The following is a 14,691-nucleotide window of genomic DNA, read 5'->3' on the forward strand; positions in this document are numbered from 1 at the left end:
ACCACTCATCACTCGACCGGAGGTCGCGTCATGCCCGCACGCGCACTGCCCCGTAAGCACCCCCTGTTCGTCACCGCCGTCACCGCCGCGACGGTGCTCACCCTCGGCGCGCTCGGCGCCTGCTCCCTGGAGGAGCCCACCACCGAGAAGGCCAGGACCGGTAAGGCGGGCTCGTCGAGCAGCGAGGGCAAACAGTCGGGCCCGTCCGCCGACCGGAAGAAGCAGCAGAAGAACGGCGGCGACAGCGGCCCACGCGCCGCGGGCGAATCCGCGCTCTACGCCGACAAGGGGCTCAAGGTCACCGTCTCGGCGCCCGAACCGTTCACACCGTCCGCGTACGCGGCAGGCCACAAGTCGGGGCAGCAGGCCCACAAGCTACGGGTGACGCTGGAGAACACCGGCGACACCAAGATCGACACCGTCTTGGTCACCGTCGGCGCCCGGCAGGGCGAGGACGGTGAGACCACTGCCGGAATCTTCGACGGCGAGACCGTCGGCAGCGGCTTCACCGGCAAGCTGCTGCCCGGCAAACGGGCCACCGCCACCTACGGCTTCGACGCCCCGCGCGGCGCCGGGACGCTCGACATCGAGGTCAGCGTGAACGACTTCGAGACGGAACCCGCGCAGTGGAGCCTCAAGCTCTGATCGCGCCCCGGACGCGCCTCACACACCACCCGCACCAGCACCCGTACACAGCACCGCTCCCAGGGGGGACACCCATGTCGCACGCCCACCACTCGCCCGCCCAGCAGCCCGCACCCGCCGTGGCGGCCCGCAACGGGCTCGGCCTCACCGCGCTGATCCTCGGCCTCGTCGGCGCGCTGTCCGGGCTGGTCCCGATCCTGTTCTGGCTCTCGGGCACCCTCGGGCTCATCGGACTCGTCCTCGGCCTCGTCGGCCGCTCCCGCGCCAAGAAGGGGAGCGCCACCAACGGGAAGACGGCACTGGCCGGGGTCCTGCTGTCACTCGCGGCCTTCGCCCTCGGCGTGTGGGGGCTGGTCGTCGTCGTCACCGCGTTCGGCGACGCCGCCGACGAGCTCGACAAGGAACTCGACAGCGGCGCCGCCGCCGCGGTGCGCGTCGTCCGCTGACGCCTCGCTTCGCCGCGGCGGACGCCCGGCTCGGCCCGCTGCTCAGGCGCCCGGGATCGTGGTGAGGAACTCCCCCACCCAGGCCAGGAGCTCGCGACCCGTCACGGGCTTCGCGCCGAGGGTGGCGGGCTTGGGGCGGGGCACCAGCACCTGGCCGGCGGCCTGTTTGACGACCGAGCCCGGGTACAGCCGCTTGAGCCGCAGCTCCTGCGACTCCCGCAACTCGACGGGGCTGAAGCGGACGTTGTTCCCCTGCAGGGTGATGTCCGTGACCCCCGCGGAGCGGGCCAGCATCCGCAGTCCGGCGACCAGCAGCAGGTTCTCCACCGGTTCGGGCAGCGGCCCGTAGCGGTCGGTCAGCTCCTCCCGTACGGCGGCGATGTCCTCCTCCGTGTTGGCGGCGGCGATCGACCGGTAGGCCTGGAGCCGCAGCCGCTCGCCCGGCGCGTAGTCGTGCGGGACGTGCGCGTCGACCGGCAGCTCGATCTTGACCTCCAGCGGGGCCTCCTCGACCTGGCCCGCCTCCCCGGACTCCAGAGCCGCGCGGTAGTCGGCGACCGCCTCACCGACCATCCGGACATACAGGTCGAAGCCGACCCCGGCGATGTGCCCGGACTGCTCGCCGCCCAGCAGGTTGCCGGCGCCGCGGATCTCCAGGTCCTTCATCGCCACATACATACCGGCACCCATCTCGGTGTGCTGGGCGATGGTGGCCAGCCGCTCGTGGGCGGTCTCCGTGAGCGGCTTCTCCGGCGGGTAGAGGAAGTAGGCGTAGCCGCGGTCGCGGCCCCGGCCCACCCGGCCGCGCAGCTGGTGCAGCTGGGACAGCCCGAAAGTGTCTCCGCGCTCGACGATGAGGGTGTTGGAGTTGGAGATGTCGATGCCGTTCTCCACGATCGTCGTGGAGACCAGCACGTCGAACTTCTTCTCCCAGAAGTCGACCACCACCTGCTCCAGCGCCTGCTCGCTCATCTGCCCGTGCGCGGTGGCGATCCGCGCCTCCGGGACGATCTGCCGCAGCCGCGCCGCCGCCCGGTCGATGGACTCGACCCGGTTGTGGATGTAGAAGACCTGCCCCTCGCGCAGCAGCTCGCGGCGGATGGCGGCGCCGATCTGCTTCTCGTCGAACGGGCCGACGAAGGTGAGCACCGGGTGCCGCTCCTCCGGCGGCGTGGTGATCGTGGACATCTCGCGGATGCCGGTGACCGCCATCTCCAGGGTGCGCGGGATCGGCGTCGCGGACATCGTCAGCACGTCCACATTGGCGCGCAGCTTCTTCAGCTGCTCCTTGTGCTCGACGCCGAACCGCTGCTCCTCGTCGACGATGACCAGGCCCAGCTCCTTGAACTTCGTCTCCGAGGAGAAGAGCCGGTGGGTACCGATGACGACGTCGACGGTGCCGTCCCGCAGCCCGTCCAGCGTCGCCCGCGCCTCGGTGTCGGTCTGGAACCGGGAGAGCGCGCGTACGTTGACCGGGAACTGGCCGTACCGCTCGGTGAACGTGGAGAAGTGCTGCTGGACCAGCAGTGTCGTCGGCACCAGGACCGCCACCTGCTTGCCGTCCTGCACCGCCTTGAAGGCGGCCCGCACGGCGATCTCCGTCTTGCCGTAGCCGACGTCCCCGCAGATCAGCCGGTCCATCGGGACGGACTTCTCCATGTCCTCCTTGACCTCGCCGATGGTGGTCAGCTGATCCGGCGTCTCCGCGTACGGGAACGCGTCCTCCAGCTCCCGCTGCCAGGGGGTGTCCGCGCCGAACGGGTGCCCCGGCGCGGCCATCCGCGCGCTGTAGAGCTTGATCAGGTCGGCGGCGATCTCCTTGACCGCCTTCTTGGCCCGCGCCTTGGTCTTCGTCCAGTCCGCGCCGCCCAGCCGGTGCAAGGTGGGCTGCTCGCCGCCCACGTACTTGGTGATCTGCTCCAGCTGGTCGGTGGGCACGAACAGCCGGTCGCCGGGCTGGCCGCGCTTGGCCGGCGCGTACTCCACCAGCAGATACTCGCGGGTGGCGCCCTGCACCGTGCGCTGCACCATCTCGATGTAGCGGCCCACACCGTGCTGCTCGTGGACGATGTAGTCGCCCGGCTGGAGTGTCAGCGGGTCGATCTGCTTGCGACGGCGCGCCGGCATCCGGGTGCCGTCCTTGCCCGCCGCCTTCTGGCCCGACAGATCCGTCTCCGTCAGCACCGCCAGCTTGAGGCCGGGGGCGACGAAACCGTTGTCGAGGGAGCCGCACGCCACATGCACCAGTGACGGCTCCAGCGTCAGCTCGGGCCCTTCCCCCAGACTCCGCCCGGGGGGTGCCCCCAGCCGCGCTGGCACCCCCTCGCCGCCCAGCACCTCGACGGTACGCGCCGCGGGTCCGTGCGCCTCGGTGACGTACACGCACCGCCAGCCGTCGGCCAGCCAGCCCTTGGTGTCGGCGAGCGCACGAGCCGTGTCACCGCGGTACGACTCGGGGGCGCGCAGGCCCAGCTGAAGGGTGTCCCCGTCGTCCTCCGTCTCGGCGTCCGCGGCGAACTGGCTGACCGTCCACCACATCATGCCCAGCTCGCGGGCGTGCTCGCGCACCTCGGCGATCCCGCGCAGCGAGGCGGCGCCCACGTCGATCGGGGCCTTCGCGCCGTCCCCCTCGCCGCCGGACCCCGCGCCGGCCGTCGCCGCCCACGACGCCTGCAGGAACTCCTGGCTCGTGGCCACCAGGTCGGCCGCGCGCGTACGCACCCGCTCCGGGTCGCACACCACGGTCATGCTGCCGGCCGGCAGCACGTCCAGCAGCAGCTCCATCTCGTCCACCAGCACCGGCGCCAGGGACTCCATCCCCTCCACCGCGATCCCCTCGGCGATCTTGCCGAGCAGCTCGTGCAGCTCCGGGTGGACCTCCGCCAGCTCCGCGGCGCGCCGCCGGACTTCGTCCGTCAGCAGCAGCTCGCGGCACGGCGGCGCCCACAGCCCGTGCTCCGCGATCTCCAGCGAGCGCTGGTCGGCGACCTTGAAGTAGCGGATCTCCTCCACCTCGTCGCCCCAGAACTCCACCCGGACCGGGTGCTCCTCGGTGGGCGGGAAGACGTCCAGGATGCCGCCGCGGACCGCGAAGTCCCCGCGCTTCTCCACCAGCTCCACGCGTGCGTAGGCGGCGGCCGACAGCGCGTCGACCACCTCCTCAAGATCGGCGCTCCGCCCCTGCTTGAGCGAGACGGGCACCAGCTCGCCCAGCCCCTTGACCTGCGGCTGGAGCACGGAGCGGATCGGTGCGACGACGACCGAGACCGGGCCGGTGGCCGGGTCCGACGGGTCCGGGTGCGCCAGCCTGCGCAGCACCGCCAGGCGGCGGCCCACCGTGTCCGAACGGGGGCTGAGCCGCTCGTGCGGCAGCGTCTCCCACGAGGGGTACTCGACGATGCCCTCCTCCGGGAGGAGGGAGCGCAGCGCGGCCCCGAGGTCCTCCGCCTCCCGGCCGGTCGCCGTCACCGCCAGCACCGGCCGGGAGGCCGAGCGGGCCAGCGCTGCGACGGCGAAGGGGCGGGCCGCCGCCGGGCCGACGATGTCGACGTGGTGCCGGTTGCCGTCGGCCGCGGCCTGGACGGCCTCCTCCAGCGCGGGGTCCTTGGTGACGGCATCGAGCAGACCGTGCAGGCTCATGAGGGCTTCGCTTTCGGCTTTCCGTCCGGGCGGGCGCGGGTGCGTCGTGCTGGGCGCGCACGACGAAGAGCCCGGTTCGCAAGCGAACCGGGACCCTTTCAGGGTACGCCGCACCGGTGACACCGCCCCCGCCCGTCACGGACCGGGAGCTGCGACCGGGTGGGGACGGAGCCGGCTCAGTCCGCGGCTGAGGCGGACTGCTGAGCGGGGACGGCGGGGTCTTCCGGGGTGCGGCCGGTGAGGGCCGCGAGCGAGGAGCGGACGTGCGCCATGTGCTGCCGCAGTTCCTCGGCCCGCTCGGCGTGCTCCCGCAGCACCCGTTCGGTCTCCCTCTCGATCCCCTCGGCCCGTACCCGGGCCTGAGCGATCAGCTCGGCGCCGCGCGCCTCCGCGTCCTCCTGCTGGTGCCGTGCCGCCTCCTCGCTCTCCGCGTGCTCCCGCTTGGCGTCGGCGAGGGCGCGCTGGCCGCGCTCCTCCAGCTCGGCGGCGTAGGCCTGGAAGTCGGCCTCCTTCGTGGCCAGCTCCCGCTCGAAGGCGTCCGCCTGCGCGGCCTGCTCCTTCTCCTGTTCGCTGAGGAGCACAGCGCACCTGCGGGACATCTCCTGCAGCGCTTCGGAGGCCTCCTGGCTGATCTTCTCGGCCTGCACACGCGCCTCGGAGCGCAGCTCGTCGGCACGGTCCTGGGCGGCGTCGAGGGTCCTGGTCGCGGCGGCCTCGGCGTCCGCGCGGCGGCGGGAGGCCGCGTCGCGGGCGGCGTCGCGCACGGCGCGGGCCTCTTCCTCGGCGCGTTCGGTCAGCTGCTGCGCCTCGGACTCGGCCGCGGCCCGTACGTCGGTGGCCTCGGACTCGGCGGTGGCGAGGAGCCCTTGGGCGCGCGGGCCCAGCGCTTCGTAGGTCTGCGGTGGCAGTGCGGCGGCGACACCGCGCAGCCGTTCCGCCTCCTCGGCCAGCTCCTGGGCGAGCTGGGTGAGCTGCGCGGTGCGGTGCCAGGCGGCCTCGCGTTCCGCGTTCAGCTCGGTCACGCGGCCGTCGACCTGTTCGGGCCGGTACCCGCGGCCCCGGACGACAACGAAGCCGTGCGGCGACGACGCACTCATATCGAGCCCCTTATCTCAGCTGTCCCGTCACTCTCTGCGATCCGACGGCCCCGACGCTCACGCAACGAGACCGGCCTGCCCCAGGATGCGCTACTTCACCGGAGTTGCCGTAATCGGCACATCCTGTCGCAACTGATGAAAAAGAGAACGTGACCCGGATGGCTCCCAAGCGACCACACTTCCGGCACCCGGCACGCTGAGCCCGGGGTTCGCCACCGGGACGGTCGCAGTACCCCCGTCGCCCTCCGTCAGCCGTCTGATCTTCCAGCCCATTCGTGTGAGTGACAGCGCGGAGCTCCCCGTGTCGACGGTGACCGCGTCCAGGGCGGAGCCGAGGAACGGATAGAACCGGAACGGGTTGCCCACGGTGCCCGGACCCGTGCCCTCCCGGATGAGAGCGCTCAGCAACTGCCGCTGCCGCTTCACCCGCCCCAGGTCCCCCTCCGGGTCGCTGTAGCGCGCCCGGACGAATGCCAGCGCCTGCTTGCCGTCGAGGGTCTGGCAGCCCGCGCGCAGATCCGCCCCCGACTTCTCGTCGCGCAGCGGCTTCTTGAGGCAGATCCGCACACCGTCCAGGGCGTCGACGACCTGGGTGAAGCCGAGGAAGTCGATCTCCGCGTAGTGGTCGAGGCGCAGCCCGGTCGCCTGTTCGACGGTCCGGGTGAGCAGCTCGGGGCCGCCGCGCGCATACGCCGAGTTGATCTTGCCGCGGCCATGGCCGGGGACGGTGACGTACGAGTCGCGCGGAATGCTCACCAGATACGGCCCCGCCGCACCGTAGTGCAGCACCATCACCGTGTCCGTGTTGCGCTGGCCGCCCCCGCCGACGTGCAGCTCCTCGCGCTCCCGGCGGCTGAGATCGGCGCGGGTGTCGGTGCCGATGATCAGCCAGTTGGTGCCCTTGCCCGGGGGCGGGCGGCCCGGATAGTCGGCGAGCGCCTGAGTGTGCCGCACCCGGTCGTCCGCCCACACATAGGTCCCGGCGACCGCCGCGCCGCAGGCCAGGACGAGGACCAGGAGCGCGAGGGCCACCGCCCGCGGCCATCGGCGGCGGCGCGGCCGGCCCGCGCGGTAGAGGGTGCTGCTCTCCCCGTACATGGACCGAGGGTCCCGCACCCGGCGCGCGGCCGCCCGCCACCCTGACCCGTCCGACGGACGCCGCCCCTACCCGGTCCCGGGGTGCACGAGGGGACGGAAGATCAGAACAGACCGTCCCACATCTGCTCCAGCAGGACCGCCCACCAGTTCTCCGGCGAGGCCAGAGCGGCAGCGTCCAGCGCCGCGAGCTGGGCCTGGAAGTCGACCGTCCACCGGCCGGCCTGCTCCGCCGTCAACCCGAACCTCAGGCGCCACATCCGCCCCAGCATGGCCATGCACCGCACGAACTCCGGCAGTCCGGTGTTCACGAACTGCGGCGACGCGGGTTGGCCACCGGGCCCCGCCTCCAGCGGCACGGCGACGATGTTCGCCGTCCCGTACTGCACGCACAGCTGCCGGCCGAAGTCCGTCCCCATCACCAGGTAGGACCCCGCGTCGGAAGCGGGCTGCACACCGCGCTCCTGGGCGAGCTCGGCCAGGGTGGGCACGGGGCGGCCCGGCTGGGCCTGGCCCCAGAAGAAGGGGCCCATGTCGATGGGGACGCCCGCCCAGACCAGGGTCTGGGCCACGATGTCGGGCACACCCTGCCGGGAGACCGCACGCTGATCGAAGCGGAAGACCCCCTGCGGCCCGAACGCCTGCATGAGCTCCTGCCCGATGGCGTCGGGCGGAATGGGCGGCGCGGGCGGGATCTGACCGGGAGGCGGCAGCGGCACCCGCTGGGGTGCCGGCCGCGCGGGGCCGTCGGCGACCTGGTGCAGCTCGCCCTGGTGCTCGATCAGATGCCGCATCCCCTGCTGCCGGGACGCGTGGTCGGTGCCGTACGAGGCGGTGTGGCTGACCCGCACCTGCGGCCAGGTCTCACGGATCATGCGCGCGCAGTAACCGCCGGGCAGGTCGCAGGACTCCAGCTCGGTGTGGAGCTCGACGACCTGCTGCGGGGGCACGTTCATCGCCCGCAGCTCGTGCAGCAGCTGCCACTCCGGGTGCGGGGTGCCCGGCGCGGAGCGGCGGATGAGCTGCTGCTCGGAGCCGTCGGGCGCGCGGTAGCGCAGGACGGCCATGTAGCCGGGACCGACCGTGGGCTGACCGGGCTGCGGCTGCGGCGCACCGGGCGGCGGCCCGCCGGGGCCCGGCGCCATGGCGGGAGCCGGGGCGCCGGGAGGCGGAGTACCGGGCGCACCGGGCGGCGGAGTGCCGGGCGCTCCAGGTGCACCGGGAGCACCAGGGGGTGCGGGCACGGTGGGGCCGCCGGGTCCGGGACTGGCGAGCATCGTCGCCGCCTGGTGCACGCCGCCACCGCCCGTGCCGCCGGGTGGCGGGGTGGCGGAGTCGCCGGGGGCATCCACCTTCGGCTGCTGCCCGCTCTGGTTGATCTGCTCGGCGAGGTCGTCGGCCGAGACCATCTGCGTCGGCACATAGCCGCCACCCGGCGCACCGGGAGCACCTGGCGCACCGGGTGCACCGGGAACACCGGGAGCGCCCGGTGCGGAGGGCGGCGGTGGTGTGCCGTGGCCACCGCCGGAGCGGCTTCCGGGGGTCCCGGGGGCTCCGGGGGTGCCGGGAGCACCGGGCGGCGGAGGCACGGAGGGGCCCGTGCCCCTGGAGGACGGCCGGGCCGGGGCGGAGTCGCGCGCGGCACGGCTGGTGGCGGCGTCCGCGATGTCACCGGAGCCGGGGGTTCCGGGCGCCCCGGGGGCGCCGGGCATCTGGAGACCGCCTTGGGAGGGGTCGGCCAGCATGGTGGCGGCATGGTGCACGCCGCCGCTCCCGGGGCCGGCGCCCGTGTCGCCGCCGGTGCCCGTGTCGCCCGTGCCGGGGTCACCTGTGCCGGTGTCGCTCGTGCCGGGGTCACCTGCGGGCGCGCCGCCCTGGGAGGGCCCGCCGGAATGCTGGGCCGTGGGGTGACCGAAGTCGGTGTCCGGACCGTCGAGCGCGGGAGCCACCGTCGTCCTGGGCAGCACACTGCCCTCGGGCAGCAGTTCGGTACGCGCCTCGGAGCCGGGGGGCGGCGGGGTGTCGTCCTCGTCGCTGCCCATCAGCGGCGGCGCGAACACGGTCGCGGGCGGCGCCTGCGCCTCGCCCCTTCCGGCGCCACCGGTGTCGGCGCCGTCCCAGGGGCTGGCCCCGGACGGGTTCCCGCCCAGCGAGTCCCCGGCGGAGGCGGCGGCAGCAGCGGGGGAGGCCGGCGGCGGTGTGTCCGGCACGGCGGAGCCCGGAGCACCGGGTGCACCGGAGGTTTCCGGGCCGTCGGCGCGCCGGTCCGGGATGCCCATCTTGTCGGCCGCCTGCTGCAGCCACTCGGGCGGCGTCAGCAGGAACGAGGTCGCCTCCAGATCGAGCCGCTGCTGGGGCGGCGGAGGTGCCACGGCCGGTTCCTCGCCGTACTCCTCCTCGTAGCGGCGGATGACCTCGCCCACCGGCAGCGCGGGCCACAGCGTCGTCTCGCCGCTGTCGCGGGCGATGACCAGCCGGACGTTGCCGCCGTCCGAGACCGGTCCGCCCTCGCGGTCCTCGGCCCAGGCGACGAAGCCCAGGTCGAACTCGCGCACCAGCACCTCACGGTGCTGGTAGCCGGGTACGTCACCGTTGACCCAGCGCTCGGCGCGCTCCTGGGCCTGCGCCAAGGTCACCATCGCGCTCTCACCTCTCCACAGGGACGGCGCGGGCGAAGCCGCCGTCCACCATCAGGTTCGCCACGGTCTCCAGCTCCGGCGGGTTGCCGGCCAGCCGCAGCAGGAACTCGTCGAAGTCCGCGCCGCACGGCCGCAGCAGCCGCTCGACCCGCTCCTGCACCTGCATACCGTCGGCGTCCCGGGCGTCGTCGTACGCGCAGAACCACACCGAACCGGGCGCCTCGCCCTTCACCTTCACCGCGATCAGCCCACCCTGTACGCATCCGACCCCCAGGTAGTCCTTGGTGAGGTGGTCGCGCAGGCACTTGTTGATGTAGACGAGATCGTTGACGGCCGCGTCATCACGCACCGTGAAGAACGGCTGGTCCACCAGCAGGCCCAGCTCCGCGTCGAGCGCGACCCCCTGGGGCGCGCAGCCGCCCGCGACCTTCAGGAACGTCCGGTAGGCACCGGGCAGCCGATAGCCCAGCCGCTCCTCGACGTCCACCACCTGCCGCTCGCTCACCGCGGACTCGGGGCCGTGCGGGACGGCGAAGTGCGCGGGCCTGGTCTCCTGGAGGGGGCGCGTACCGGTCTTCTCGTGGTCGACGCCCGCCGTCGTCAGACCACCGTGGTGCCGCAGCAGCGCCTTGACCTCGACGGGCACGAGTTCCATCCGGCGGCTGAACGGCACGTGGTGCCACGTCCAGCCGTGCGGGGTGGCGACGGGCGGCAGATCCGCCCACAGTTCGTGCCCTTCGGCGTGCAGCGCGGCGTTGGCCGAGACGTAGTCCGTCAGGCGCAGTTCGTCGCCACCGAAGCCGTCCGGGGGCTCTGCGATCTCTGCTGCCGCACGGGCGTACGCGGAGAAGTCCGGGAACCCGCTGTGGTCGACCCGCACCCCCTGGGGGTAGCGGGCCGCCCTGACGGGGTCCGGGAAGTTCACGACCTGCCCGGCGTACGCCCGGTTCGGTGGCGCGGGGGCTTCTCCCCGGCCCTGGGGGCCGGGAGGTGCCCCCACCCCAAGCCGACCTGTCGTCATGGCGTTGGCTCCCTGCTGCTTCTGGCTGGTTCCGAACAGCCTATGCGGTACCGCAGCAGGCAGACACCGCCCCTGGTGGTCAGCCCCGCGACCACCAGGGACCCGGTCCGCGACCACCGGCGGCTCGGCCCGCGACCACCAGGGGTTCGGTCCTCGGTCAACGCCCGGTGGCGGCCTCCAGCTTCGCCAACTGCTTGTCCACCACCGGCTTCGGCTCCGCGACCCGCTCACCCGACAGCGAGGTGGACATGAAGCTCATGGTGTGAGCACCGGAACGGACAACCGTCACCAGCACCCCCGTCTTCCTCTTTTCCGTATTTTCCATGAGGAACCGCACGGAGTCGTCACCCCGGCGCGGCGACGGCCGTGCCTCGACCGTCACCTTCTCGGTCCTGCCGGCCTTCTTGTCGACGATCTGCTCGCACTGCCGCGCGGCGCTCTTGAGGTCGCCCATGAACGCCTCGGCGTCGCCCGGCCGATAGGCGGACAGCAGCACCTGGTGAATGGTGCTCCGGGCGTTGAGCTCGTCCTCACCTCTCTTGACGATGCCGATGCCGGCCCAGGCGGAGCGCTTCTGCTTGGAGTCGGAGCTGAAGACATCGATCAGCGGGCGGCACTCCGGGCCGGTCCGCGGAGTGTCGTCGTCGTCCTCACTGAGCGCCGTCTTGCTCTCGTTGACCCGGTAGCCCGACAGGTCCCCGGTCTTGAGGAGCGCGGAGCGCAACTGCTGTTCGCCGAGCGGCTTCGCGGCCTTGTCGCTGCCGTCGGCGCCACCGCTGCCGCCGTCGCCACCCGCGTCACCCTTGCCGTCCTTGCCGTCCTTGCCGTCCTCGGAGTTGCCGCCCTTGGCGCCGCCGTCCTTGCTGCCGCTCTTGCTGTCACTGCTCGCGCCGCCGTCGCTTCCCCCCTGGTCGGCGTCGCCTCCCCCACCGCAGGCCGTGAGCGGCAGCAGCAGCGCGGGCAGCACGACGGCAGCGGCGAGCGTGCGGCGCGGCGCGCGAAGACGCGCGGGCCGCGTCGTACGGGTCGTGCGGGTCATGGCCATCCCTCTCGGTCGCGGAGGCTGGTCATCATCCGCCGCCCTGGGGGGCGTCACAAGGCGCCCTTCACGATGTCACCACCACCGCCACAATTCCATGACATCACCGGCGGAATGATCGACTCATGCGCCACACTGCATACTTGGGCGAGCCCCGGCACAGAGGGGACACTCTGGGAGGAAGCTCCATTGCACACGGCACCACAGGCGCATACACCGCGGCAGCCGGAAGCGCCGCAGTCGCAGCACGGCTCGTACAGCAGCTCGTACAGCAGCGGCGACCCCCGTATCGGCTGGATAGCCGCAGTCGACTCCCTCAGCGCCACCGCACCGGTCCTGCTCCAGCGCCGCGACGGCATCCTGCCGGCCGTCGCCGCCGCCCTGTCCATCCGTGGCGAGACCCTCACCTGCACGGGCAGCAAGGGCGAACGTCCGCCCACCCACCACCACCTGGTGCAGGACTTCCTCGACACCCTCACCACCGAGCGCCGCTCCCGCCAGACCGGCCGCTGCCCCGAAGCCGTACTGCTGTCGCGCTATCTGACCGCCACCGAGGCCGCCCGTGCGGAGAAGCGCGGCGGGCGCAAGGCCGCCAGGAACGCGCGGGGCGGCAAGGGGACCGTCGGCAAGGCCTCCCGCACCGGGAAGGCGACCAAGCCGCTCACGCTCAGCGAGGCCAAGCGCGCCCTCAAACACGCCAAGCTCACCGCGCGCCGCATCCGGGAGGACGGCGACCCGCTGCACGGCAGCTACGCGCCGCCGTGCCGCTCCTGCGGGGCGCTGCTGGCCCACTTCGGGGTGCGGGCCGTCGACCCGGCACAGGAGAGCGCGCAGTGACCACCCGTTTCCCCGTCGCCGTCGACGACCCGTTGCGCACCGCCGGGTGGGAGCCCGGCCGCTGGGACATCCGGCAGGCCGAACAGTGGGCCGACACCCTGCGCGGCCACCTCTCACCCGGCGGCCACCGGCACGCGGTCTTTCCCGCGGCCGTCGAGGTGTGGGCCGAGTTCGGCACCCTGCACATCACCCCCACGGGCCCCGGCCGGCATCTGGCCCCCTCGCCCGTGTACATCGATCCGCTCCCCGGGCTGCACTCGGCGCGCACCTTCTCCGATCTCGGCCGCGCGCTCGGCACCCAGGTCTGCCCGATCGGTATCGAGGGCGAGGACGAGGCGCTGCTGGCCATCGACGCCGAGCGCCGCGTCTACAGCATCGACGCGACCGGCGACTGGTATCTGGGCGCCGGCTTCGACGCCGCGCTCTCCGCCCTGCTGATGGGGCTGGTCCCGGCCCGGCTGAGCGCGACCCCGCCGCCCGCTCCCCCGCCGGAGAGCAGCACGGGCCCCGAGGGCCTTACGGACGCGCGTACGGGATGATCACGGTCGTGCGTACGGGGCGATTCACGGTCGCGCGTACGGGATGATCGCCGAGACGCGGAAGCCGCCCGCGTCCGTCGGCCCGGAGACGAAACCGCCACCGAGCGCCGTCACCCGCTCCCGCATCCCCACCAGGCCGTTGCCGCCGCTGGGCAGACCCGCGTCGGCCGCGCCGTCGGCGGCCGGATCGTTCTCGACCTGGAGCGCGACCTCGGCGGTGCGGTGCGCGACCCGTACCCGGGTGGCGGCCCCCGCCGCATGCTTGTGCACGTTGGTCAGCGCCTCCTGGACCACCCGGTAGGCGGTCTGCTGCACCGGCGGGGGGCATGTGCCGTCGGGGCTGCCCTCGACGCTGAGCTCCACCGTCATCCCCGCGGCGCGTGACTGTCCGACCAGCACGTCGAGCTGCGCGAGGGAGGGCACGTCCGGCACATCGGAGGAGACGGCGCCCTTGTCGGCGCGGGGCCCGCCGTCGTGCGCCCCCGTCCGCGCTCCCTCCTTCCGGGCTTCCGCGGCACCGGTGCTCGCCCGCCCGGCGACCGCCGAGGCGAACTCGGCCAGCCGTGAAGGAGCCTCGGCGGCGCCGCCACCGGGCTGCCCGTCGACGACGCCGGAATCCCCCATGGCCGCCGAGCCGGTCGCGGCGGCGGTCGCGGCGGAACCGGTCGCGGCGAAGCCTGCCGCGGAACCGGGACGGGAGCCTTCCGCGGCGTGGGACCGCTCCGCCTTGTCCGTCTTGTTCGGCTTCTCTGCGCCCTCCGAACGCTCCGTCCGCTCCGTCCGCTCCGTCCGCTCCGTCCGCTCCGTTTCGCCGGACCGCAGTACGCCCAGCATCGTGCGCAGCTCGTTGAGCGCCTGGCGGCCCATGTCGCCCACCAGTGCGGCGTTCCTGGCCGCCTTCTCCGGGTCCTTGAGCGCCACCGCCTGGAGCGCCGCAGCGTGCACCACCATCAGGCTCACCCGGTGTGCGACCACGTCGTGCATCTCCCGCGCGATGCGGGTGCGCTCCTCGTTGCGCGCCCACTCGGCGCGCTCCTCCGCCCGGTCGGCCAGCAGTGACAGTTCGCGCTCCAGGCCGTCGGCGCGCTCCCGCAACGACTCCACCAGCCGCCGCCGCGCGCCCACGTACAGGCCGAGCAGCACGGGTGGGGCCGTCACACCGATCGACATGAGGACGGTCACCAGGGGGACGAACCAGGCCGAGGGGTTGAAGTCGGGGTCCTGACCGATGCTCTGATCGAGCCGGAAGGCGGTGATCACCAGCATGCCGAGGGCGGCCATCGAGGCGAGCAGTCCGGTGATCCGGCGGGGCACCTCGGTGGCGGCGAGCGTGTAGAGGCCGACGACGCTGAGGAAGGTGCCCATCTCGGCCGGTATGACGGCGATGGCGACCAGGACGACGGCTATCGGCCAGCGGCGGCGCAGCACCAGCATCGCCCCCGCGACAGCGCCGAGCACCACCGCGAGCACACTGGGAATCCCCACTTCCCGGGCGAAGCCCTGACCCTGTAGCGCACACTCCGCGGCGGAGGCCGCGCCCAGGGCGATGTCGAGCACCGCACTCCGTGGTCTCTCCCACCACCACGGCCCGCCCCGCGTACGGTTTTCCCCCGTCTCGGTCATACCGACCACCCTACGACCGCCCCCCGGCAGCTTGTCCTGCCGATCCCCGGAACATCCCATTCCGCTCGTTC

General features: G+C 73.1%; 11 protein-coding genes. 4 read left to right on the top strand and 7 right to left on the bottom strand.

From position 1 onward, the window contains the following. Positions 1-30: 30 nt before the first annotated feature. Positions 31-645 (top strand): hypothetical protein, encoded by a 615-nt coding sequence (locus tag KBY19_RS01970; RefSeq protein WP_099881711.1) that lies wholly within the window; start codon positions 31-33, stop codon positions 643-645. Positions 646-719: 74 nt separating this feature from the next. Continuing rightward, positions 720-1,091 (top strand): hypothetical protein, encoded by a 372-nt coding sequence (locus KBY19_RS01975; protein ID WP_099881713.1) that lies wholly within the window; start codon positions 720-722, stop codon positions 1,089-1,091. Between the two features lie 42 nt (positions 1,092-1,133). On the opposite strand, the gene mfd is transcribed toward KBY19_RS01975, so the two are convergent. The 6 genes from mfd to KBY19_RS02005 all read right to left on the bottom strand — a co-directional run bounded on the left by mfd (position 1,134) and on the right by KBY19_RS02005 (position 11,621). Next, the gene (gene mfd / locus KBY19_RS01980) at positions 1,134-4,730 is read right to left on the bottom strand and encodes a transcription-repair coupling factor (RefSeq protein ID WP_099881715.1); all 3,597 of its coding nucleotides are present in this window, start codon (positions 4,728-4,730) and stop codon (positions 1,134-1,136) included. Between the two features lie 176 nt (positions 4,731-4,906). Continuing rightward, positions 4,907-5,827, bottom strand: coding sequence for a cellulose-binding protein (locus tag KBY19_RS01985; protein WP_099881717.1), 921 nt, complete (start codon positions 5,825-5,827; stop codon positions 4,907-4,909). A 90-nt stretch (positions 5,828-5,917) separates the two neighbouring features. After that, on the bottom strand, positions 5,918-6,925 hold the full coding sequence (locus KBY19_RS01990; RefSeq protein WP_099881719.1) for an LCP family protein: 1,008 nt from the start codon (positions 6,923-6,925) through the stop codon (positions 5,918-5,920). Positions 6,926-7,026: 101 nt separating this feature from the next. Continuing rightward, positions 7,027-9,561 carry an SUKH-4 family immunity protein gene (locus tag KBY19_RS01995; protein ID WP_210964984.1) on the bottom strand — a complete coding sequence of 845 codons (2,535 nt, stop codon included), beginning with the start codon at positions 9,559-9,561 and terminating at the stop codon, positions 7,027-7,029. Positions 9,562-9,568: 7 nt separating this feature from the next. After that, entirely contained in the window at positions 9,569-10,582 is a 1,014-nt protein-coding gene (locus tag KBY19_RS02000) for an SMI1/KNR4 family protein (RefSeq protein ID WP_185017104.1), read from the bottom strand. Positions 10,583-10,739: 157 nt separating this feature from the next. Continuing rightward, positions 10,740-11,621: a hypothetical protein gene (locus KBY19_RS02005; RefSeq protein ID WP_210964986.1), complete on the bottom strand. Its 882-nt coding sequence runs from the start codon at positions 11,619-11,621 to the stop codon at positions 10,740-10,742. A 288-nt stretch (positions 11,622-11,909) separates the two neighbouring features. Here KBY19_RS02005 and KBY19_RS02010 point away from each other — a divergent pair, with 288 nt between their 5' ends. Then, on the top strand, positions 11,910-12,458 hold the full coding sequence (locus KBY19_RS02010) for a YwqJ-related putative deaminase (protein ID WP_307842617.1): 549 nt from the start codon (positions 11,910-11,912) through the stop codon (positions 12,456-12,458). After that, a complete protein-coding gene (locus KBY19_RS02015; RefSeq protein WP_210964988.1) occupies positions 12,455-12,997 on the top strand; it encodes an SUKH-3 domain-containing protein in 543 nt (180 codons plus the stop codon). The genes KBY19_RS02010 and KBY19_RS02015 overlap by 4 nt, the downstream gene beginning before the upstream one ends. A gap of 24 nt (positions 12,998-13,021) precedes the next feature. Here the strand turns inward: KBY19_RS02015 and KBY19_RS02020 are convergent, their stop codons facing one another. Beyond that, positions 13,022-14,620, bottom strand: coding sequence for a sensor histidine kinase (locus tag KBY19_RS02020; RefSeq protein ID WP_210964990.1), 1,599 nt, complete (start codon positions 14,618-14,620; stop codon positions 13,022-13,024). Positions 14,621-14,691 lie beyond the last annotated feature (71 nt).

Source organism: Streptomyces sp. B15 (genome assembly GCF_018070605.1).
Taxonomy (GTDB): Bacteria; Actinomycetota; Actinomycetes; order Streptomycetales; family Streptomycetaceae; genus Streptomyces; species Streptomyces smyrnaeus.